General features: G+C 67.2%; 18 protein-coding genes. 6 read left to right on the forward strand and 12 right to left on the reverse strand.

Going from position 1 to position 18,031, the window contains the following annotated elements; translation table 11 throughout:
• Nucleotides 1-71: 71 nt before the first annotated feature.
• Nucleotides 72-800, reverse strand: coding sequence for a M90 family metallopeptidase (locus UU7_RS11970; RefSeq protein ID WP_238530939.1), 729 nt, complete (start codon nt 798-800; stop codon nt 72-74).
• A gap of 266 nt (nt 801-1,066) precedes the next feature.
• On the opposite strand from UU7_RS11970, the gene UU7_RS11975 reads away from it, so the two are divergent.
• Nucleotides 1,067-1,555: a TspO/MBR family protein gene (locus UU7_RS11975; RefSeq protein WP_007808627.1), complete on the forward strand. Its 489-nt coding sequence runs from the start codon at nt 1,067-1,069 to the stop codon at nt 1,553-1,555.
• 20 nt (nt 1,556-1,575) lie between these two features.
• Here UU7_RS11975 and UU7_RS11980 read toward each other — a convergent pair whose 3' ends face one another.
• Genes UU7_RS11980 through UU7_RS11990 form a run of 3 tightly spaced genes read right to left on the reverse strand, consistent with a single transcriptional unit; the run spans nt 1,576 to nt 4,239 of the window.
• Nucleotides 1,576-2,985, reverse strand: a complete 1,410-nt coding sequence (locus tag UU7_RS11980; RefSeq protein ID WP_007808629.1) for a cryptochrome/photolyase family protein — start codon at nt 2,983-2,985, stop codon at nt 1,576-1,578.
• A gap of 28 nt (nt 2,986-3,013) precedes the next feature.
• Nucleotides 3,014-3,676 (reverse strand): ChrR family anti-sigma-E factor, encoded by a 663-nt coding sequence (locus tag UU7_RS11985; RefSeq protein ID WP_007808631.1) that lies wholly within the window; start codon nt 3,674-3,676, stop codon nt 3,014-3,016.
• Nucleotides 3,673-4,239, reverse strand: coding sequence for a sigma-70 family RNA polymerase sigma factor (locus UU7_RS11990; RefSeq protein WP_007808632.1), 567 nt, complete (start codon nt 4,237-4,239; stop codon nt 3,673-3,675). The genes UU7_RS11985 and UU7_RS11990 overlap by 4 nt, the downstream gene beginning before the upstream one ends.
• Before the next feature lie 596 nt (nt 4,240-4,835).
• On the opposite strand from UU7_RS11990, the gene UU7_RS18435 reads away from it, so the two are divergent.
• Nucleotides 4,836-5,255 (forward strand): hypothetical protein, encoded by a 420-nt coding sequence (locus tag UU7_RS18435; protein WP_157582207.1) that lies wholly within the window; start codon nt 4,836-4,838, stop codon nt 5,253-5,255.
• A 27-nt stretch (nt 5,256-5,282) separates the two neighbouring features.
• On the opposite strand, the gene rpoD is transcribed toward UU7_RS18435, so the two are convergent.
• The gene (gene rpoD, locus UU7_RS12000) at nt 5,283-7,163 is read right to left on the reverse strand and encodes an RNA polymerase sigma factor RpoD (RefSeq protein WP_007808635.1); all 1,881 of its coding nucleotides are present in this window, start codon (nt 7,161-7,163) and stop codon (nt 5,283-5,285) included.
• Between the two features lie 169 nt (nt 7,164-7,332).
• Complete coding sequence (gene dtd / locus UU7_RS12005; protein ID WP_007808637.1) at nt 7,333-7,773, reverse strand: D-aminoacyl-tRNA deacylase; 441 nt, start codon at nt 7,771-7,773, stop codon at nt 7,333-7,335.
• Between the two features lie 85 nt (nt 7,774-7,858).
• Here dtd and UU7_RS12010 point away from each other — a divergent pair, with 85 nt between their 5' ends.
• Nucleotides 7,859-8,752 (forward strand): LpxL/LpxP family acyltransferase, encoded by an 894-nt coding sequence (locus tag UU7_RS12010; RefSeq protein WP_040673365.1) that lies wholly within the window; start codon nt 7,859-7,861, stop codon nt 8,750-8,752.
• A 32-nt stretch (nt 8,753-8,784) separates the two neighbouring features.
• On the opposite strand, the gene UU7_RS12015 is transcribed toward UU7_RS12010, so the two are convergent.
• The 4 genes from UU7_RS12015 to UU7_RS12030 form a co-directional block, all read right to left on the reverse strand.
• Complete coding sequence (locus UU7_RS12015; RefSeq protein ID WP_007808640.1) at nt 8,785-9,099, reverse strand: tetratricopeptide repeat protein; 315 nt, start codon at nt 9,097-9,099, stop codon at nt 8,785-8,787.
• Nucleotides 9,096-10,838, reverse strand: coding sequence for an ArnT family glycosyltransferase (locus UU7_RS12020; protein ID WP_007808642.1), 1,743 nt, complete (start codon nt 10,836-10,838; stop codon nt 9,096-9,098). Before UU7_RS12020 ends, UU7_RS12015 begins: the two co-directional genes overlap by 4 nt.
• Nucleotides 10,839-10,915: 77 nt before the next feature.
• On the reverse strand, nt 10,916-11,947 hold the full coding sequence (locus UU7_RS12025; protein ID WP_007808644.1) for a CDP-glycerol glycerophosphotransferase family protein: 1,032 nt from the start codon (nt 11,945-11,947) through the stop codon (nt 10,916-10,918).
• Nucleotides 11,948-12,107: 160 nt separating this feature from the next.
• The gene (locus tag UU7_RS12030; RefSeq protein WP_007808647.1) at nt 12,108-12,923 is read right to left on the reverse strand and encodes a glycosyltransferase family 2 protein; all 816 of its coding nucleotides are present in this window, start codon (nt 12,921-12,923) and stop codon (nt 12,108-12,110) included.
• 177 nt (nt 12,924-13,100) lie between these two features.
• On the opposite strand from UU7_RS12030, the gene UU7_RS12035 reads away from it, so the two are divergent.
• The 3 genes from UU7_RS12035 to UU7_RS12045 are packed head-to-tail and all read left to right on the forward strand — an operon-like array spanning nt 13,101 to nt 15,822.
• A complete protein-coding gene (locus UU7_RS12035) occupies nt 13,101-14,051 on the forward strand; it encodes a UDP-glucuronic acid decarboxylase family protein (protein ID WP_007808649.1) in 951 nt (316 codons plus the stop codon).
• Nucleotides 14,048-14,986, forward strand: a complete 939-nt coding sequence (locus tag UU7_RS12040; RefSeq protein ID WP_007808650.1) for a glycosyltransferase family 2 protein — start codon at nt 14,048-14,050, stop codon at nt 14,984-14,986. Before UU7_RS12035 ends, UU7_RS12040 begins: the two co-directional genes overlap by 4 nt.
• Nucleotides 14,987-14,997: 11 nt before the next feature.
• Nucleotides 14,998-15,822, forward strand: a complete 825-nt coding sequence (locus tag UU7_RS12045; protein ID WP_050981454.1) for a glycosyltransferase family 2 protein — start codon at nt 14,998-15,000, stop codon at nt 15,820-15,822.
• A gap of 26 nt (nt 15,823-15,848) precedes the next feature.
• Here the strand turns inward: UU7_RS12045 and UU7_RS12050 are convergent, their stop codons facing one another.
• Both UU7_RS12050 and UU7_RS12055 read right to left on the reverse strand, forming a co-directional pair.
• A complete protein-coding gene (locus tag UU7_RS12050; protein ID WP_007808652.1) occupies nt 15,849-16,850 on the reverse strand; it encodes a glycosyltransferase in 1,002 nt (333 codons plus the stop codon).
• Between the two features lie 11 nt (nt 16,851-16,861).
• Complete coding sequence (locus UU7_RS12055; RefSeq protein WP_007808653.1) at nt 16,862-18,010, reverse strand: O-antigen ligase family protein; 1,149 nt, start codon at nt 18,008-18,010, stop codon at nt 16,862-16,864.
• Between the last annotated feature and the right edge of the window lie 21 nt (nt 18,011-18,031).

The raw sequence follows: 18,031 nt of genomic DNA on the forward strand, positions 1-18,031 counted from the left end.
CGCTCAGCCCGGTTGCGACGGGTTCGCGGCCGTTCGACGTGCGGCGCGCGGATGGCGGCGGGAACCTTCGCTCACAGCGGATGCTGGCGATAGAACTGCTCAAGTTGCCGATAGACGTCGGGCAGGTGTTCGCGCAAGGCGGCGGGCGCTTCGAAGAACTGCTCGCTGAGGACGGCGAAGAATTCGGCATGGCTTTCCAGGCCGTACGGATCGATCGGCAGCTCGATGCCGTGATGCCGCGCTTCGGTCAGCTGCGCCCAGGCGCTGGTGAAGGCCTGCGCCCAGGCGCGGCGATCCATGCGCCGGTGCAGCGGCGGGAAGCCGTCGGCGTCGCCGTTCAACATGTCGAGCTTGTGCGCCATTTCGTGGACGACCACGTTGTGCCCGGGCCGCCGACCGATCGCCTGCACGTCATCCCACGACAGGATCACCGGCCCCCGGCTCCAGGCTTCGCCGGCCAGGATGTCGCGGCTGCGGTGCACCACGCCCGCGTCGTCCACCCGCTCGCGCTGCGGGCTGAAGGCGCGGGGGTAGACGATGATGCTGTGCCAGCCGTCGTACCAGTCCAGGCCGAGTTTCAGGATCGGCAGGCAGGCCTGGGTCGCCAGCAGGACGCGGTCGGCGTCGTCCAGATGCAGGCCCTCGACCGGCTCCAGCGACTTGCGTTCCAGGAACAGGGTGACCAGCACGCGCAAGCTGGCCTGGTCCGAAGCGCCCAGCCGGCGTGCGGCGCCGCAGCGCCGCAGCGCGTCGCGCCAGAGCCCTTCGGCGATCGGTCGTCGCGCGACGAGGCGTCGCATGCGCCAGTTTCTGATCTTGTCGAACATGACCCATCCCGAAGAGCCGCACGAACGCGAATCACCGGGTCAGCGGCGAGTCCTGATCCGGCGCCTGGCGGCGCGGGACGAGCGCATGCGGACGAAGCGTGGCTGCGGCCGTTGGCCATGAACCCAGGAGATGGGGCGGGCGCGGGCCCTTCACAATGTGCGTGCGGGACTTCCCGCACAGTGGGCAGATAAGCTCCGCTACGGGAGCCACTTTCAGACATGCACATCCGGAGTCAGGCATGACGTACGCGAAACAGATCCTGGGTCTGGTCGGCTGGCTGCTGCTGAGCTTCGTGGCCGCCGCCATCGGCGCAGTGGCGTCGGTGCAGGCGGCCGACTTCTATCAGCAACTGGCCCAGCCCTCGTGGGCGCCGCCGTCCTCGGTGTTCGGTCCGGTATGGTCGGTGCTGTATGCGCTGATGGGAATTGCTGCGTGGCTGGCCTGGCGCGAAGGCGGCTGGCGTCGGCAGCGCGGCGTGCTCGCGCTGTTCGTGATCCAGCTGATGTTGAACGCGTTGTGGAGCTGGCTGTTTTTCGGCTGGCATCGCGGGGCGCTGGCCTTTGCCGACATCGTGGTGCTGTGGCTGCTGATCGTGGCCACCGTGCTCGGCTTCTGGCGCGTGCGCGCGCTGGCTGGCGCCCTGCTGCTGCCGTACCTGGGCTGGGTGAGCTTCGCCTCGGCGCTGAACTTCGCCGTGTGGCACCTGAATCCGCAGATCCTGGGCTGATGCTGCGGCGGGTTTCGATCTCAGCGGGCCAATGCCGCGTAGGCACCGAGCGCCTGCTGGCGTGACTGGCCGAGGTCGACCATCGGCGCCGGATAGCCGCTGCGCCTGAGCAGGGCCGCGTCCTTCCACGGTTCGTGCAGCAGTGCCACGGGTGCGTCGCCCAGTTCCGGCAGCCAGTGGCGCAGGTAGGCGCCGTCGGGGTCGAACTTCTTCGCCTGGGTGAGTGGATTGAACACCCGGAAATACGGCGCGGCGTCCGCGCCGCAGCCGGCCACCCATTGCCAGCCGAGCGTGTTGTTGGCCAGGTCGGCGTCGACCAGCGTGTCGTGGAACCAGCGCGCACCGTGCAGCCAGTGCTGGCGCAGGTTCTTGGTCAGGAAGCTGGCCACGATCATGCGCACGCGGTTGTGCATCCAGCCGGTATGCCACAGCTCGCGCATGCCGGCGTCGACCAGCGGAATGCCGGTGCGGCCGCGTTGCCAGCGTTCGATCGCGACTTCGTCGTCGGCGGCCCAGGCGAACTCGTTGAAGCGAGGGTTGAAGTTCTCCGTGGGCGTGTACGGAAAATGGAACAGCAGGTGATGGGCGAACTCGCGCCAGCCCAGTTCGCGCAGGAACGGTTCGAGGTCGGGTCGGCGTCTGGTGTCGATCGCGCCGGCGCGTCGGTCCAGCTCGAAATGGATCTGCCGCGGCGAGATCTCGCCGAAATGCAGGTGCGGCGACAGCCGCGAGGTGCCGTGCCGCGCGGGCAGGTCGCGCGCGCGGGCGTAGTCGTTGATGGCGTCGTCGGCGAAGATTTCCAGCAGCTCGCGCGCTCCGGCTTGGCCCGGCTGCCAGTGTGCGCGCAGACCGCCGGCCCAATCGATGCGCGGCAGCAGTTCCAGTGCCTCGAGTGGAAGGCCGTCGGGCAGTTCGCGCCAGCCCGGAACACGCGGCGCGGGCAACGGGGCGACCGCTTGCAGTTCCGGTCGCAGCTTGCGCCAGTACGGCGTGAACACCTTGTACGGCTGGCCTTGCCCGGTGGCGATCCGCCACGGCTCGCACCACAAGGCGGCGTTGTGGCTGTGTACCGCGATGCCATCCTGCCGCAAGGCACTCTTGAGCTGCGTGTCGCGGCTGATCGCGGCCGGTTCGTACAGGCGGTTCCAGTACACCGCGACGGCGCCGCTGCGGCGGATCAGCTCGCGCAGGACGTCCAGCAGCTCGCCACGACGCAGGTGCAGGGCGGCGCCGGCATCGCGCAGATCCCGGTCCAGCGCGCGCAGCGCATGATGCAGCCACCAACGGCTGGCGGAACCGGCCGGGCAGGCTTCGTCATCGGCATGGATGAACACCGGCAGCACGTGGGCGTGCTCGGCGCAGGCCGCGCTCCACGCGGGGTTGTCCGCCAGGCGCAGGTCGCGCCGGAACAGCACCAGCGCCGTGCTCATCGAGGCAGGCTCCGCGGCGGCACCGCGCTCAGAACCCGAACAGTGGCTGCAGCGTGCGCGCCATCCAGCTGGAAAACACCAGCGGGGCATCGGTGGCTGCCACGCAGATGCACGGCACGCCGGGTGAGGTCACCGGCTGGTGCAGGGTCTCGCCGTCCAGGTCGGCCACGTCGCCGGGGCCGAAGTGGCCGAGCAGGTCGTCGTAGGCGCCATCCAGGATCATCGTCAGTTCGCTGCCGCCGTGGCTGTGCAGCGGCAGCTTGCTGCCCGGCGCGATGCGCAGCAGCATCAGGTCGCCGCCGGCGATGCCGCTGGCGCGGATGCGCTGCACGCCCGGCGCCACGCGGCGCCAGCGCAACGCCCGCATGGACGGGCCGAACCACGGGTGCAGCGCGCTGGGCAGCCGGTCCGGGTTCCGCTCCTCGATGATCTCGGCGGGCGCCGGCGGCAGCGCCTCGGCCGGTTCGGCGTCGAGCAGGGCCAGCATCGCGGCGCGCGCATCGTCGGCCGGTACGTCGACGCGTTGCTGCTGCACCAGCACGCCACCGATCCGGTCGGCGTCGAGCAGTCGCTCGCGACAGGTGGTGCAGCGCTCCAGATGGGCGGAGGCGACCACCGCCAGCGCGGCCGGCAAGGCGCCGGCGGAATAGCTGAGCAGGGTGGCGTCGTCGAGGTGGCGATTCGGTTTCATCGCGGGGCCCTCATGCTGCCCTGCAGTTTGGCAAACGAGCGCCGCAGCGAGGACTTGACCGAGCCCAGCGGCATGTCCAGCTCGCGGGCGATCTCGCTGTGACTTTTGCTTTCGAGGTAACACATGCGAACAAGCTTGGCCTGCACGGGTGGAAGGTGATCGATGGCCTGCTTCAGCAGATCCTGGTCGAAGGAGGATTCGGGTTGCGAGTCAAGCCGACCGGATTCGAGATGGTCGAGCCGGTCCAGGCCTTCCTGGATCGGCAGCCAGTGCGGTTCCCTGCGCACGTGGTCGATGTAGAGGTTGCGCGCCACGCGATACAGCCAGGTGGCGAGGCTGGCGCGCGCCGGATCGAACATCGCCGCCTTGCGCCACAGCGTCAGCAGCGCCTCCTGCACCAGCTCGTCGGCGATCGACTCGGCCACGCCCAGGTTGCGCAGGTAGCGCTGCAGGCGCGGCGCGAAGTGATCGTAGATGCGCATGAAACTCGCACGGTCGCGCTGTACCGACACGGCCGCCATCTGTGCCGACCAGTACGATGCATCAGGCGCGCTGTGGTTCATGGGAGCGGACACGGATCGTTTGGCCCCGGCGGGCGTCATCCCGGTGACAGAGTGGTTCCGAACCATCATACGCAACTTCCCGCCCACGGCCGCGGCGCACCCCGACCCGGGGTGTGCTCCATGCCGGTGCATACGGAGAAGCTGCGGATTCGGATGCATCGCAACCGTGGCGATGGCCGGAGATGCCGCTTCGTGAATGGTGGGCCCACGAGGACTCGAACCTCGAACCAAGGGATTCGCGTGTTCCGGAGGTTTCCCTTCGGCGCGGACTATCTCTTCACCCTTCGCACGTTGCATGGCTTCGTGCGGTTGGGGTGCGGGACGCTCTAGCCTGTAATGAAGGGCGCTGAAGCCCTCAGGTAGTCTCTGCACCTTCCGCCGGTGTACCGGCGGCTTGGCTCAGGGTTGCCACCGGCCGCGTCTGCGCCGCTGAGGTTTCCCTGAATTCATCCCGTTCCCGTCCATGCATTCCTGCACGGCGGCACCTTTCGATGAGTCCCCTGCTCTAACCATTGAGCTATAGGCCCGTATGCCTATGGTAGCAACGCCCGCAGACAAAGCCACGCCTTGCGCGCGCTTTGGATTATGCTAATAAAATGAAATCCGAACTTGCCTGCATGGTGTGCGGTGCCATCCTGACAGGCAGGCAGCGCCGATTCTGTTCCCGGGTCTGCAAGAACCGGGATACCAATCATCGACACCAAAGCTACTCCAGCCAGCAGTCACGCGGCCTGTTACGCAAACGGCAACTGGTTGAGTCAGCGGGCGGATGCTGCGTGCGGTGTGGTTATCGCGCGAATCTTGCAGCGTTGACCTGGCACCATGGCAAACACGCACGCAAATCATTCAACCTCGACCTGCGCGCGCTCTCGAATCGAAGCATGGCCGAAGTCGAGGGTGAGCTGACCAAATGCATCTTGTTGTGCGCCAATTGCCATGCAGAAGAGCATCACCCCGAAATGGCCACGACAAATCGTGCTTCCAGAAAAGACAACGGCCGCATGCGCGGCCGTTGAAAAGAAGCATCGCGGAGCGAGCAGCGGTTACTCGACGTCGAGGAACGAACGCAGCTGTTCGGAGCGGCTGGGATGACGCAGCTTGCGCAGCGCCTTCGCTTCGATCTGGCGGATGCGCTCGCGGGTGACGTCGAACTGCTTGCCGACTTCTTCCAGCGTGTGGTCGGTGTTCATGTCGATGCCGAAGCGCATGCGCAGCACCTTCGCTTCCCGCGGGGTGAGCCCGGCGAGCACGTCACGCACGGTTTCCATCAGGCCGGTTTCCGTCGCCGAGTCGATCGGCGAGCTGGCGTTGCCGTCCTCGATGAAGTCGCCCAGGTGGGAATCCTCGTCGTCGCCGATCGGGGTTTCCATCGAGATCGGCTCCTTGGCGATCTTCAGCACCTTGCGGATCTTGTCCTCGGGCATCTCCATTTCCTTGGCCAGTTCTTCCGGCGTGGCCTCGCGGCCGAACTGCTGCAGCATCTGGCGGGAAATGCGGTTCAACTTGTTGATCGTCTCGATCATGTGCACCGGGATGCGGATGGTGCGTGCCTGGTCGGCGATCGAGCGGGTGATCGCCTGGCGGATCCACCAGGTGGCGTAGGTCGAGAACTTGTAGCCGCGGCGGTATTCGAACTTGTCGACCGCCTTCATCAGGCCGATGTTGCCTTCCTGGATCAGGTCGAGGAACTGCAGGCCGCGGTTGGTGTACTTCTTCGCGATCGAGATCACCAGGCGCAGGTTGGCCTCGACCATTTCCTTCTTGGCGCGACGGGCCTTCGCCTCGCCACTGGCCATGGCGCGGTTGATGTCCTTGATGTCGATCAGCGGCAGGAACAGCTTGCGCTCGATCGCGGCGAGCTTCTCCTGCTCGGCGTCGATCGCCTCGCGATGGGTCTTGATGTTCGGCGACCATTTCTGGCGCTTGCGGCCCAGTTCGGCTGCCCACTCGAGGTTGCCCTCGTTGCTGGGGAAGGTCTTGATGAACTCGGCCTTGGGCATCTTCACCTGCTTGACGAAGATGTCCAGCAGCACGCGCTCGTGATGGCGGATGTCGCCCACCACTTCGCGCAGCTTGCGCACGAAGCCGTCGATCAGCGCGGACGGCAGCTTGAGCTTGAGGAATTCCTCGGCCATCTGGTCGCGCAGCTTGACGATCTTCTTGTCGGTGATGCTGGCGGCTTTCGGCGCGGCCTTCTGGAACTTGCCGTAGTAGTCGCGCAGCAGCTCCATGCGGCGCTTGACCTCTTCCGGGTCGGGGCCGCTGGGACCGGCTTCTTCCTCGTCCTCGGAAGACTCGTCCTCGTCCTCGTCGCCTTCCTCGCCTTCCTCGACTTCGGGCGCGAGCAGGGCGGCGGCTTCCTTTTCCTTGCGGGCGAGGTCGGCGGCTTCTTCCAGGTCGAGGAAGCCGGCCAGGATTTCACTGAGGCGGCGCTTGCCGTCCAGGTGCTGGTCGTATTCCTCCAGCAGCAGTTCGATGGTCAGCGGGAAGCTGGCCAGCGCAGTCTGCACCTGGCCCAGGCCTTCCTCGATGCGCTTGGCGATGGCGATCTCGCCTTCGCGGGTCAGCAGCTCGACCGTGCCCATCTCGCGCATGTACATGCGCACCGGGTCGGTGGTGCGGCCCACTTCGGCGTCCACGGCGGAGAGCAGGGCCACCGCTTCTTCGGCGGCCGAGTCGTCGTCGCCGGTGCCGCCGCCGGGGGCGGCGCCATCGGAGATGGTGTCGGTGTCCGGCGCGGCGTCGTGCACTTCGATGCCGACACCCTTGAGCACCGCCATGATGTCTTCGATCTGCTCCGGATCGACGATGTCGTCGGGCAGGTGGTCGTTGATCTCGGCGTAGGTCAGGTAGCCCTGCTCCAGACCCTTGGAGATGAGCGCCTTGATTTCAGACTGTTGCTCGTGGGGAGCTTTGCTATTCATTCACCGACCGCCGCAAGGTTCAAGAACCGGACATTATAGCGATGTGCTGCTTTTTTGACCAGTTTTCAAGTGGGAAAGGGTTGCGATCAGGCACGCAAAAATCGCGCCAAATCACGGAATTGCCGTGCATCGGCTGGCATCGGGCCGGGCCTCGCACGCGTCGATCTGTTCAGCCGGTGTCGAGCCAGAAAGTCACCGGGCCGTCGTTCACCAGTTGCACCACCATATGGGCACCGAAGCGGCCGGTTTCCACCCCCGGGTGCGCCGCCCGCGCCGCGGCCAGCAGGTGCTCGAACCAGCGCCGCCCATGCTCGGGTGGCGCGGCGCGGGTGAAGCTGGGGCGCATGCCCGAGCGGGTGTCGGCGGCCAGGGTGAACTGGCTGACCAGCAGCAGGCCGCCACCGGTGTCGCCGAGCGAGCGGTTCATCTTGCCGTTGTGGTCGGCGAACACGCGGTAGCCGAGCAGGCGTTCCAGCATGCGCCGGGACTGCGCCTCGCCGTCGTCCGGCTGCACCGCCACCAGCGCCAGCAGGCCGGGGCCGATGGCGCCGACCGTTTCGTCGTCCACGCTGACGCTGGCTGAAAGGACTCGCTGGATCAGGGCAATCATGGCGGTGCGCTGGCGACGGAGTGCCCAGCTTACGGTGCCGACCGTTGCGGTGAAAGATCGGCGGAGCGTCGCTTACACTGCGCGGATGCGTATCGACATGTTTCTCGTCTATCTCCTGCTGCGCCTGCTCGCGTTGCTGCCACTGCGTGCGCTGCATGGCGTCGGCGCCGGCTTCGGCCGCCTGCGGCTGCGGCTCGGCGGCCGCACGGTGCGCAACACCGCGGTCAACCTGCGCATCGCGCGACCGCAGCTGGACGGGGCGGCACAATCGCGCCTGCTGCGTCAGGTGATGACGGAGAACGGCAAGTCGGGCAGCGAGATCGTCAAGGTCTGGGGCGCCGGTGCCGAGCGTGCTCTCGCGCTGGTGCGCGAGGTGCGCGGCGAGGCACTGCTGGATGCCGCGCTGGCGGCGGGCAAGGGCGTGATCATCGCCGCGCCGCACCTGGGTTGCTGGGAACTGCTGAATTACTGGCTGTGCCGCAAGACGCCGATGGCGATCCTGTACCGGCCGCCGCGCTTCGCCGCGATCGAGGGGTTGCTGCGCAAGGTGCGCGGGGCGCTGGCGCCGGAGCAGGTGCGGGCCGATGGCGCCGGCGTGCGCACCTTGTACAAGCGACTGGCGGCAGGGGGCACGGTCGGCATCCTGCCGGACCAGAAGCCGCGCGCCGGCGAGGGCGAGTTCGCGCCGTTCTTCGGTCGCGATGCGCTGACCATGGTGCTGCTGCCGCGGCTGGCCGCCCGCACCGGCGCCAGCGTGCTCTACGCGTTTGCCGAACGGCTGCCGCGCGGGGCGGGTTTCCGCATCCATCTGGTGCCGGCGCCCGCGGGCCTCACCGATGCGGACCCGGCGATCGCCTGTCGCGCGCTCAACCAGGGCGTGCAGGATTGCGTGGAGCTGGCGTTTGCGCAGTACCAGTGGCAATACCGGCGCTATTCCGCGGTGGGGCTGGTCAATCCCTACGACGGCAAGAACGACTAGGAAGCCGCCACGCGCGCCGGTGTTCCCGGCGCTCAGCCGAGGCGGCGCAGGAACACGGTCATTTCCTTTTCGGCCTGCTTGTCACCGCGCGCGGTGGCCGCGGCGATGCCGCTGCGCCATGCCGCGCCGGCCGCCCCGTCGTCGCCGCTGGCCAGGCAGGCCTTGCCCAGCAGCTTCCATGCGGCCGAGTAGCCCGGGTCGAAATCCGTGGCGCGACGCAATTCCTCGATCGCCGCCGCGTGGTCGCCCCCGGCGAGCAGGGCGCTGCCCAGCGAGAAGCGCAGCAGCGCGCCGTCACGGGGACCGCCGCATTGCCGGCGCAGGTTGGCGATCTGTTCGGCACTCATGGCCGTGGCGAGTAGCGGCGATCGTCCGACGGGTAGACGCGGGTGGGTTGCGCCGGTTCGGGTGGCGTTTGCCCTGCGCGCAGGTCGGCGAGTGCAACGGCTGGCCAGACTTCCAGCCATGACGAGCGGAATGGCTGCACCAGCAGGGCATAGCGCAGTGCCGTGGCATCCGGCTGGTCCACGCGGCGTACCACCACGCCATCCGGGTGGGCGCGGGAGAAGTCCTGGATCGCCTGGTCCTGCACTGCCTGATTGCCGAACAGTTCCCGGATCGGCCGGGTCAGCCGGCCTTCGAAATGGAACTGGCCCTCGTAGTTGCCGAGGAAGGCGATCGGCCGCCCGGCCTGCTCGGCGGCGCCCAGCATCTGCGAGATCGGCCGCAGGTCGAAACGGTTCCACAGGGTCAGGGTGAACAAGGTGTTCAGGGCCAGCACGCCGATCAGCCCGGCCACCGCCAGGCGACGCAGTTCGCCACGGCCGCGCAGCAAAACCAGGGCGCCCAGCAGCAGGAATACCACGCTGAAGTAACGACTGTAGGGCGCCGCGGCATCCAGCCATTCGCCACGCAGGTGGTTGCCGGCGACCAGCAGCGGCAACGCGAACAGGAGCAGGGCGAACACGATGCTGCCCAGCGCCAGTGGCCACGTGCCCAGCCAGCCGCTGGCCGCCAGAATGGGGCGACGCTCGCGCAACACGGCGATCGCACCGGCCATCAGCAAGGCCATGCCGCCCAGTTCCGGCAGCGGGTAGTAGACCTGCTTGCCACTGATCAGCGAGAACACCACGAAGCTCGGCACCAGCCAGCACAGCGCGAAGCGCAGGCCCGACTCCAGCGGTCGACGCAGGCTGGCCACGGCCACCCACATGCGCGGCCAGCCGCTGAACGGGAACAGCATCACCGGCAGCCACAGCAGGTAGAACCAGAACGGTTCGGCGTGGTTCTGCAGGTCCTTGCCCTGGGCCAGCTTGTCGACCACGCGACCGGCGGTCTGGGTGAAGAACAGCCGTTGCCGGTACGCCTCGCCGCCGGAGAATCCGGCCGGCAATGCCCAGGCCAGCAGCATCGTGCCGCCGAGCAGGAAGGACAGCAGACCGCGACCGTACCAGCGCGCGCGATGCTCGCTGGCCCAGTCGTTCCACAGCGGGCCGAGCAGCCACGGGAACACCACGTGGAGCAGCATCACCGGCCCCTTGGTCAGCAGGCCGAAGCCCAGGCACAGGCCGAACAGCAGCCAGCGCGGCTCGGCGCGTTGCGACTTCGGGGTCAGGCACAGCAGCGCCGCCAGCGTCCATGTCGCCAGCAGCACGTCGTACATGATCTGCAGGCCGAACAGGAAGGCGTAGCCGAAGGCCAGCAGCATCCACGGCGTCGCCCTGGCCATCCACGGTCGGTGCGGGAACAGCCGGCGCGCCAGCAGCGAGACCAGCACCAGCTGGGCGCCGCCGACCAGCACCTCGAGGATCCGCGGCCACACGTCGCTGACGCCGAACACGAACCAGCCGCCCTGGATCAGCCAGAACAGCAGCGGCGCCTTCTCGCTGTAAGGCTGGCCGTTGATGTGCGGGACCAGCCAATGGCCCTGGTTCCACATTTCCCACGCCACCGCCAGGGTGCGGGTGGAGTACAGCGGCATCGGGCCGTGCGAGAAGATCGCCGCCAGCGCCACCGCGGTCCACAGCGGCAGCCACGGCCAGACGGCGCGAAGTTGTTCGGAACGGCTATACGGGCTCAGTGACACGGGCAGGCTCTTGGCGGGCAGGGGATGATTCTAGCCTGCGCCGTGCGGCCGCAAGCGGCGCAGGCGCACGGTAACGATCAGGCCGGGCCCCAGTAACCGATGCGCCGGCGGATCTTCAGTTTGCGCCACAGGTTCAGCGGCTTGCGCCGGCGATTCTTCGCGCCGCGGGCGATGAAGGTGTCGATCGCGTCGAGCACGCGTTCGCTGGAACGGCCGTCGCGGTAGGGATGGATCGCGTCGGCGTAGTCGCGGATCGCCTGCATCAGCTCCGGCGGCCGCGCCAGCGCCCGCTCGATCGCGCTCTCGAACTGCGCCGGGTCGTCGATGTCGATCAGCTGCGGACCGGGCCGGCGGTTCCTGAATGTCACCACCGGCTTGCCGGTGAGCAGGAATTCGTTGAGCGCGGAGGAGGTGTCCGAGCACATCATGTCGACTTGGGGGAACAGCTCCAGGATGTTGTCGTTCTCGGCGAACGTGAGGTACTCGTTCTGCAGCGCCTTGAACTTCGCCGTGGTCTCCGGGTTCATCTTCGGGTGGAAGGTGACGATCCAGCGCCAGCGGCCATCGCGCGACAGCCGCCACACTTCCTCGTACAGCGTCTCGGCCGCGCTCCACGAGGGCGAGAAGGTGGAGTGGTAGAGGATCACCGGGGGCTGGCGCACCGGCGGCAGCGGGCCGTCGATCTGCTTCATGAACGGATCGATCTTGGGGAAACCGGTCTCGATCACGCTGAAGTGGCCGACCTTGTCGGCGATCGCCTGGAACTGGGCGGTGTCGCGGGGGCCGGTGGTGCAGTACAGGTCGAAGAAGCCGCGCACGTAGATGTGCCGGGGCTTGCCGGCGTCGAAACCGTGGAAGGTCTCCACCTTCACGCCGGGAAAGAAGTGCGGCACCGCGTTGGACGAGGTGATCACCGCGAGCGGACGCCAGGCGCGCACCTCGGCCACGCTCAGCAGGCGCTCGCCTTCGACCAGGTCCTCCGCGCCGGGGCCGTCGAAGAACCAGGCGGTCTCGTCGCCGCGGGCGCGTATGGCTTCCTGCAACGGGCGCAGGATCGCCAGCGCGTAACGCTCGGAGCCGTACAGGAGGTAGTGCTTCTTGGGGGTCATGGGCGAGTCGGGGGTGAGTTAGTTGGAGTTTGTGGCGAGCCCTGAACCCTCACCTCAATCCTCTCCCGGAGGGAGAGGAGGCAAAGACGGGAGGCGCGTGATTTGATTGGAGCGGGTGCCGTGCGGGTTCGCTACCTCGTGCATGGCTGCAAATCTGTGTTCAGCGATCTATGTGATGTTTGTTCAATAAGTCGGTCGCATCCGCAACCGACTCCGGATGGTTGACCATCTCGTAATAGCGCATGCGCTTGTACAGCGCGTAGCTGGCCGCGGTCTGGGCGATCAGGAAGCCGCGCCAGCCGTCCAGGAAGGCCAGCCGGAACAGGTAGTCCTTGAGGAAGGCCAGCAGGTAGACCAACGGCGCCTGCCACATCCGCACCGGCTTGCGCCGGTCCAGCCAGTCGCGGCATTTCAGCTCGGCATAGCGCAGCACCTTCAGCTGCTTGTGCGGCAGGCTTGGGTTGTTGGCGTGGTCGAAGGCGGCGAGCAAGGTCGGCGCGGCGCCGTCGAAGCGCAGCGATTCGTGCACCCGCGCATCACTCCAGCGCGCACGGCCGCGATGGTATAGCCGCGCCAGCTTCTCGCCCACGTTCGGCCGGTACCAGCGCATCGGCCGGCCCATGTAGATCGTGCGACGGCGCAGATACGCCGCCGGGGTGTTGCCGGCCATCAGCTCCGGCAGCCGCTGCTGCAGTTCCACCGCGAGTTCCGGGCTGAGCCATTCGTCGGCGTCCAGCACCAGGATCCAGTCGTGGCTGCACTGGCTGCTGGCGAAATTGCGCTGGGCACCGAAGCCGAGCCAGTCCTGCTGCACCACGCGGGCGCCATGCGCCCGGGCAATCGCCACGGTGTCGTCGTCGCTGCCCGAGTCCACCACCAGCTTTTCGGCGGCGAACGGCACGCTGTCCAGGCAACGGGCGATGCTTCCGGCCTCGTTGTGGGTAATGACGGCGAGGGTCAGCGGCAGGGTCGGCATGGGCGGGATTCTAGCCCATGGCCCGATTCAGCCGGGTGGAGGCGGCGTTTCGGGGCAATTCGTCCATTCGGCCGGCCAGGTCGCAACTTCGTGGCGCCATCCATGACAAAATTCACCGGCGTCGATTGACCGTGCACACCTCGGCACGCCCCCGCCATCGCTAATTAACGGCTTTTCATGAAACGAATCCTTGTCACCGGCGGCGCCGGCTTCCTTGGCTCGCACCTGTGTGATCGACTGCTCCGCGACGGCCACGACGTATTGTGCGTGGACAACTTCTTCACCGGCAGCAAGCGCAACGTGGCGCATCTGCTCACGCATCCGTATTTCGAACTGATGCGGCATGACGTGACCTTCCCCCTCTATGTGGAGGTGGAGCGCATCTTCAACCTGGCCTGTCCGGCCTCGCCGGTGCACTACCAGCACGACCCGGTGCAGACCACCAAGACCAGCGTGCATGGCGCGATCAACATGCTGGGCCTGGCCAAGCGGGTGAAGGCGCGCATCCTGCAGGCTTCCACCAGCGAGGTCTACGGCGACCCGGAAGTGCATCCGCAGGTGGAGGGCTACTGGGGCAAGGTCAATCCGATCGGCATCCGCAGCTGCTATGACGAAGGCAAGCGCTGCGCTGAAACGCTGTTCTTCGACTACCACCGCCAGCATGACCTGGACATCAAGGTGGTGCGCATCTTCAACACCTATGGCCCGCGGATGCACCCGGACGACGGACGGGTGGTGAGCAACTTCATCATGCAGGCGCTGCGCGGCGAGGACATCACCATCTACGGCGACGGCAGCCAGACGCGCAGCTTCTGCTACGTCGACGACCTGATCGAGGTGATCGTGCGGATGATGGATTCCGGGCGCGGCTTCACCGGCCCGGTGAACATCGGCAACCCGGTCGAGTACACCATGCTCGAACTGGCCGAGAAGGTGATCGCCCTGGTCGGCGGACGCTCGAAACTGGTGAACAAGCCGTTGCCGTCGGATGACCCCCGCCAGCGCCAGCCGGACATCTCCGTGGCGCGCGACAAGCTCGGCTGGCAGCCCAGCGTGACGCTCGAGGACGGCCTCAGGGAGACCATTGCCTATTTCCGTCGGCTGCGCGAGGAGGGTGCGGCGGCATGACCAGCTTCGCGGTCGTCATCACCAGCTACAACTATCGGGATTTCGTCGGTACGGCGGTCGACAGCGCGCTGGCGCAGACCCGCGCGGCGGCGCAGGTCATCGTGGTCGATGACGGCTCCCGCGACGGTTCGGCGGAGCTCCTGCGCGAACGCTACGGCAACGATCCGCGGGTCACCCTGGTCTGTGGCGAGAACGGAGGCCAGCTGGTGGCCTTCCAGCGTGGCGTGGCACGCGCCACGGCCGACGTGATCTGCTTTCTCGATGCGGACGACCGCTGGGAAGCAGACTATCTGTCACGCCTCGGCGAGCTTTACGACGACCGCCGCGACGTCGATTTCGTGTTTTCGGACATGCAGCTGTTCGGCGACGAAAATCGCTGGATGGGCTATTCGGAACGCACGCAGGATCTGGGTCACACCGCCATCTGCACCTACATGCTGATGCACTGGTACGGTGCGCCGACTTCGGCGCTGTCGATGCGCGCGCTGTGGGCGCGGCGCACGCTGGAACTGCCGGAAGAATTGAGCCATACGTGGCGGCTGTCCGCCGACAACTGCCTGGTGTTCGGCGCCAGCGTGCTGGGCGCACGCAAGTATTACCTGCGCACCGGCGCCGTGCATTACCGCATCCACGGCAACAATGGCTGGTGGGGAAAGCAGACGGCGACCAGCATCTATCTCAACCGCTTCCGCTCGCGTTGCCTGATCGAGATCTATGCCAGGAACATCGGCCTGGACACGCGCTCCGTCGACAACGCCAAGCACGAGTTCCGCACCAAGCCCGAGCCCTCCTGGCGCGAGGCCAGGCGCTACGCCAGGCTGGTGCGCATGCGCCGCGGCAGCTGGCTGGGCAATCTGAACCGCGCACTGGCCATCCTTGGCCCGGTCTGGTGGCGCGGCATCCGCGGCGGTCATCGCCTGACCGAAGACGAATGAGCGGGGCTGCCGTGCGCATCAGTGTCGCCGTGATCACCTACAACTGGCCGAGCGCGCTGGCGCTGGTGCTGCAGTCACTGGCGGCACAGAGCGAGCTGCCGTACGAAGTGATCGTCACCGACGACGGTTCGCAGCCGGCCACCCGCGCATTGCTCGAAGGCATCGCGCCCGGCTATCCGGTGCGGCTGGTGCACCTGTGGCAACCCGACGACGGTGCGCGCATGAGCCGCGCGCGCAACCGGGCGATCGCCGCTGCCCGCGGCGACTACGTGATCCTGCTCGATGGTGACATGGTGGCCGAGCGGCACTTCATCGCCGACCACCACGCGTTCGCCCGCCGCGGCTGCTTCGCGCAGGGTTCGCGGGTGCTGACCGATGCCGGGCTGACCCGGCGGATGCTGGAAGAGTCCGCGCCGATGCCCGGGTTCTTCAGCCGGGGCATCGAGCGCCGGCGACACACGCTGCGGCTGCCCGCGCTGGCGCGTTGGTATGCGCGGCCGGGCACCAAGCAGCGCGGCATCAAGAGTTGCAACATGGCGTTCTGGCGCGATGACCTGCTGCGTCTGAATGGCTTCAACGAGGCGATGACCGGCTGGGGGCGCGAAGACACCGAACTGGCGATACGCGCCTTCCACGCCGGGCTGCTGCGGCGTGAGCTGCGCTTCAGCGCGCTGGCGACCCACCTCTACCATCCCACCCGCAAGCATGTGGTGGGCAATCCGAACGACCTCATCGTCGACGATACCCGGGCACGCGGGCTGGTCCGCTGCGAGCTGGGGTTGGATGGCCATCTGGCCGAATTCGCGCAGCCACCGGCTGATCTGCGCCCCGGCTGAGGGACAGCGGGAGCGGGACGGCCGGTTCAGGCCAGCTCGGCCAGCGCGGCTTGCACCCGCTGCGCGAACGTCGCCTCGTTCTTCTCGAACCATTCCCGCGCCTGCCGGCCCAGGCTGGCAAGCTCGGAGAACGGCAGGCTGGTGAGGCGTCCGATCGCCTCTTCCAGCGCCGATTCGTCGAATTGATGGAGGGATGCGAGGTTGAACGAGCCTTTCCCGATGGCCTTCACCAGGACACCGCGGTCCGGTTGCACCAGCTCGTTCATCGGGGCGGCGTCGGAGGTGATCACCACGGCGCCGCAACTCATCGCCTCGGCGATGTAATGGCCCCAGCCTTCGGTTTCCGACAGGCACAGGTGGAACAGGTGGGCGTTCTGCAGCTGGCGTATCTCGCCCACGTCACGCACATGGCCCAGTCGGTGCTCGATATTGGCCGGCGTCGGCCCGGCTGCTCGCGCGGCCGTTCGCGGTGATTGCAGCACCAGCAGCTTCGGCCATTCCGGGTGGCGTCGCCACAAGGCCAGCAGGCGCTGCGTGCCCTTCATCCGGCTGGCGCCAGCCAGGTGCAGGAAGCTGGCCTTGCGCGGCACGGCGGCATCCAGGCAGTCGGTGCTGTCGAAGCCGATGTACAGCGCGCGGCAACCCAGTGAATTGAACAGGTCGACGCCGTAGCGCGTCTTGCACAGGATCGCGTCGTAGCGCGGCAGGTATTGCCGGCTGCGCGGCGACAGCCATTCCGGATTCGGCACCAGCAGATTCCGCCGGGCCAGCGCGCACCAGTCCGGCCGGACGTGCTCCAGCGCGATGTTGATGTCGTACGGCGTCGTGTGCCAGTCGCCGTGGCGCAGGCGTTGCCACCACATCCGCGCATGCAGCCTGAGGGCCTGCCAGCGACCGTCATGTCGGCGCGGGCCGAGCCGGGTCACCTGCACCTCATGGCCCAGTCCGGTGAGCGTGCGGCACAACAGGCGGATGTCGTGGGTGAGTCCGCGCTGGTTGTCCCAGGCAAGCAGGTTGATTCGGGCCATGTGGATCGACTTCAGGAATGGGCGGGATGGCGCAGCTGTCGACCGATGTCGACCGTCAATCCCAGCACGAGGAACAGGAAAAGTGATTGCGGCATCGCCCGATAGAACACATTGTCGGTGAATGCACAGAGACTGTAGAGGCCGATCACCATCAACCCGGCGACCGCCGCACAGGCAACCGGCTCCCTGGGGTGGTTCAGGTGACGGGCGAAGAAGGCCGCCGGCACGATCAGCAATAGCAACAGCACCAGCAGCGCCGGCACGCCCCCGGCGACCATCGATTCGAGGTATTCACTGTGCGGGTGGACGTAACTGGCAATCGTGGGGCTGGCCTTGCCCGCGGCCACCTGCGCACGTGCGTACACGCCGAACTGATCCAGCCCGATGCCCGCCAGCGGGTGTTCGGTGAATGCCTGCCATGCGGTGCGCCACATCTCCAGACGCTCGCCAATGGCGCCGCTGCTGCCGGCGGCGTTGTCGCCGTACTCGCTGATCTGGGCGGGTACATCAGCCAGCCGGTCGACCATCTCCCGGTGCAGGGTGGCGGTTACCGCCAGCATGCCGAGCAGGGTGGCCGCCAGCGGAATGAATACGCGTTTCCAGTGCCTCGTGCGTATCGCCTGCCACGACATCAGGCCCAGGAAGACCGGTGCGAACGACAGCAGCGGCCCACGGCTCTGGGTAAGCACCGCGCCATAAAGACCCACCACCACCGCCACGCCGTGCAGCCAGCGGTCCGCACGACGCGTGTCCGGCCGTATCGCCTGCAGCATCGACAACAGCGCCATGACCAGCAGGTACATCGCGAATTCGACCGACGCCCAGTCGCCACCATTCAGGCCGTAGGGACGGTCGGCACCCATGCCGTAGCGTTGAACCATGCTGGCTGCGCCCAGCAGCAGCGTGGTCATGCTGAAGCCGATCGCGATCACGCGCTGCTGCAGCGGCAGGGTGAAGACGGCGGCAATCGCCAGGAACAGCAGTGTCTGGCCCGGCAGGTCGAGCGTGTTGCCGTCGAGCCCGTGGCCGAGGAAGTTGCCAAGATCGTAGAGCAGGCGCAGCAGGCACACGGCGACCACCGGCCACACCCGCCGAAAGATATCCCGGGTTTCCGCGCGGGAAGCGAGCAGGACCAGCCCGGCCAGGAACAGCAGCCCCATCGGCACCGCCTTCAGGCGTCC

The organism is Rhodanobacter spathiphylli B39 (assembly GCF_000264295.1).
Taxonomy (GTDB): domain Bacteria; phylum Pseudomonadota; class Gammaproteobacteria; order Xanthomonadales; family Rhodanobacteraceae; genus Rhodanobacter; species Rhodanobacter spathiphylli.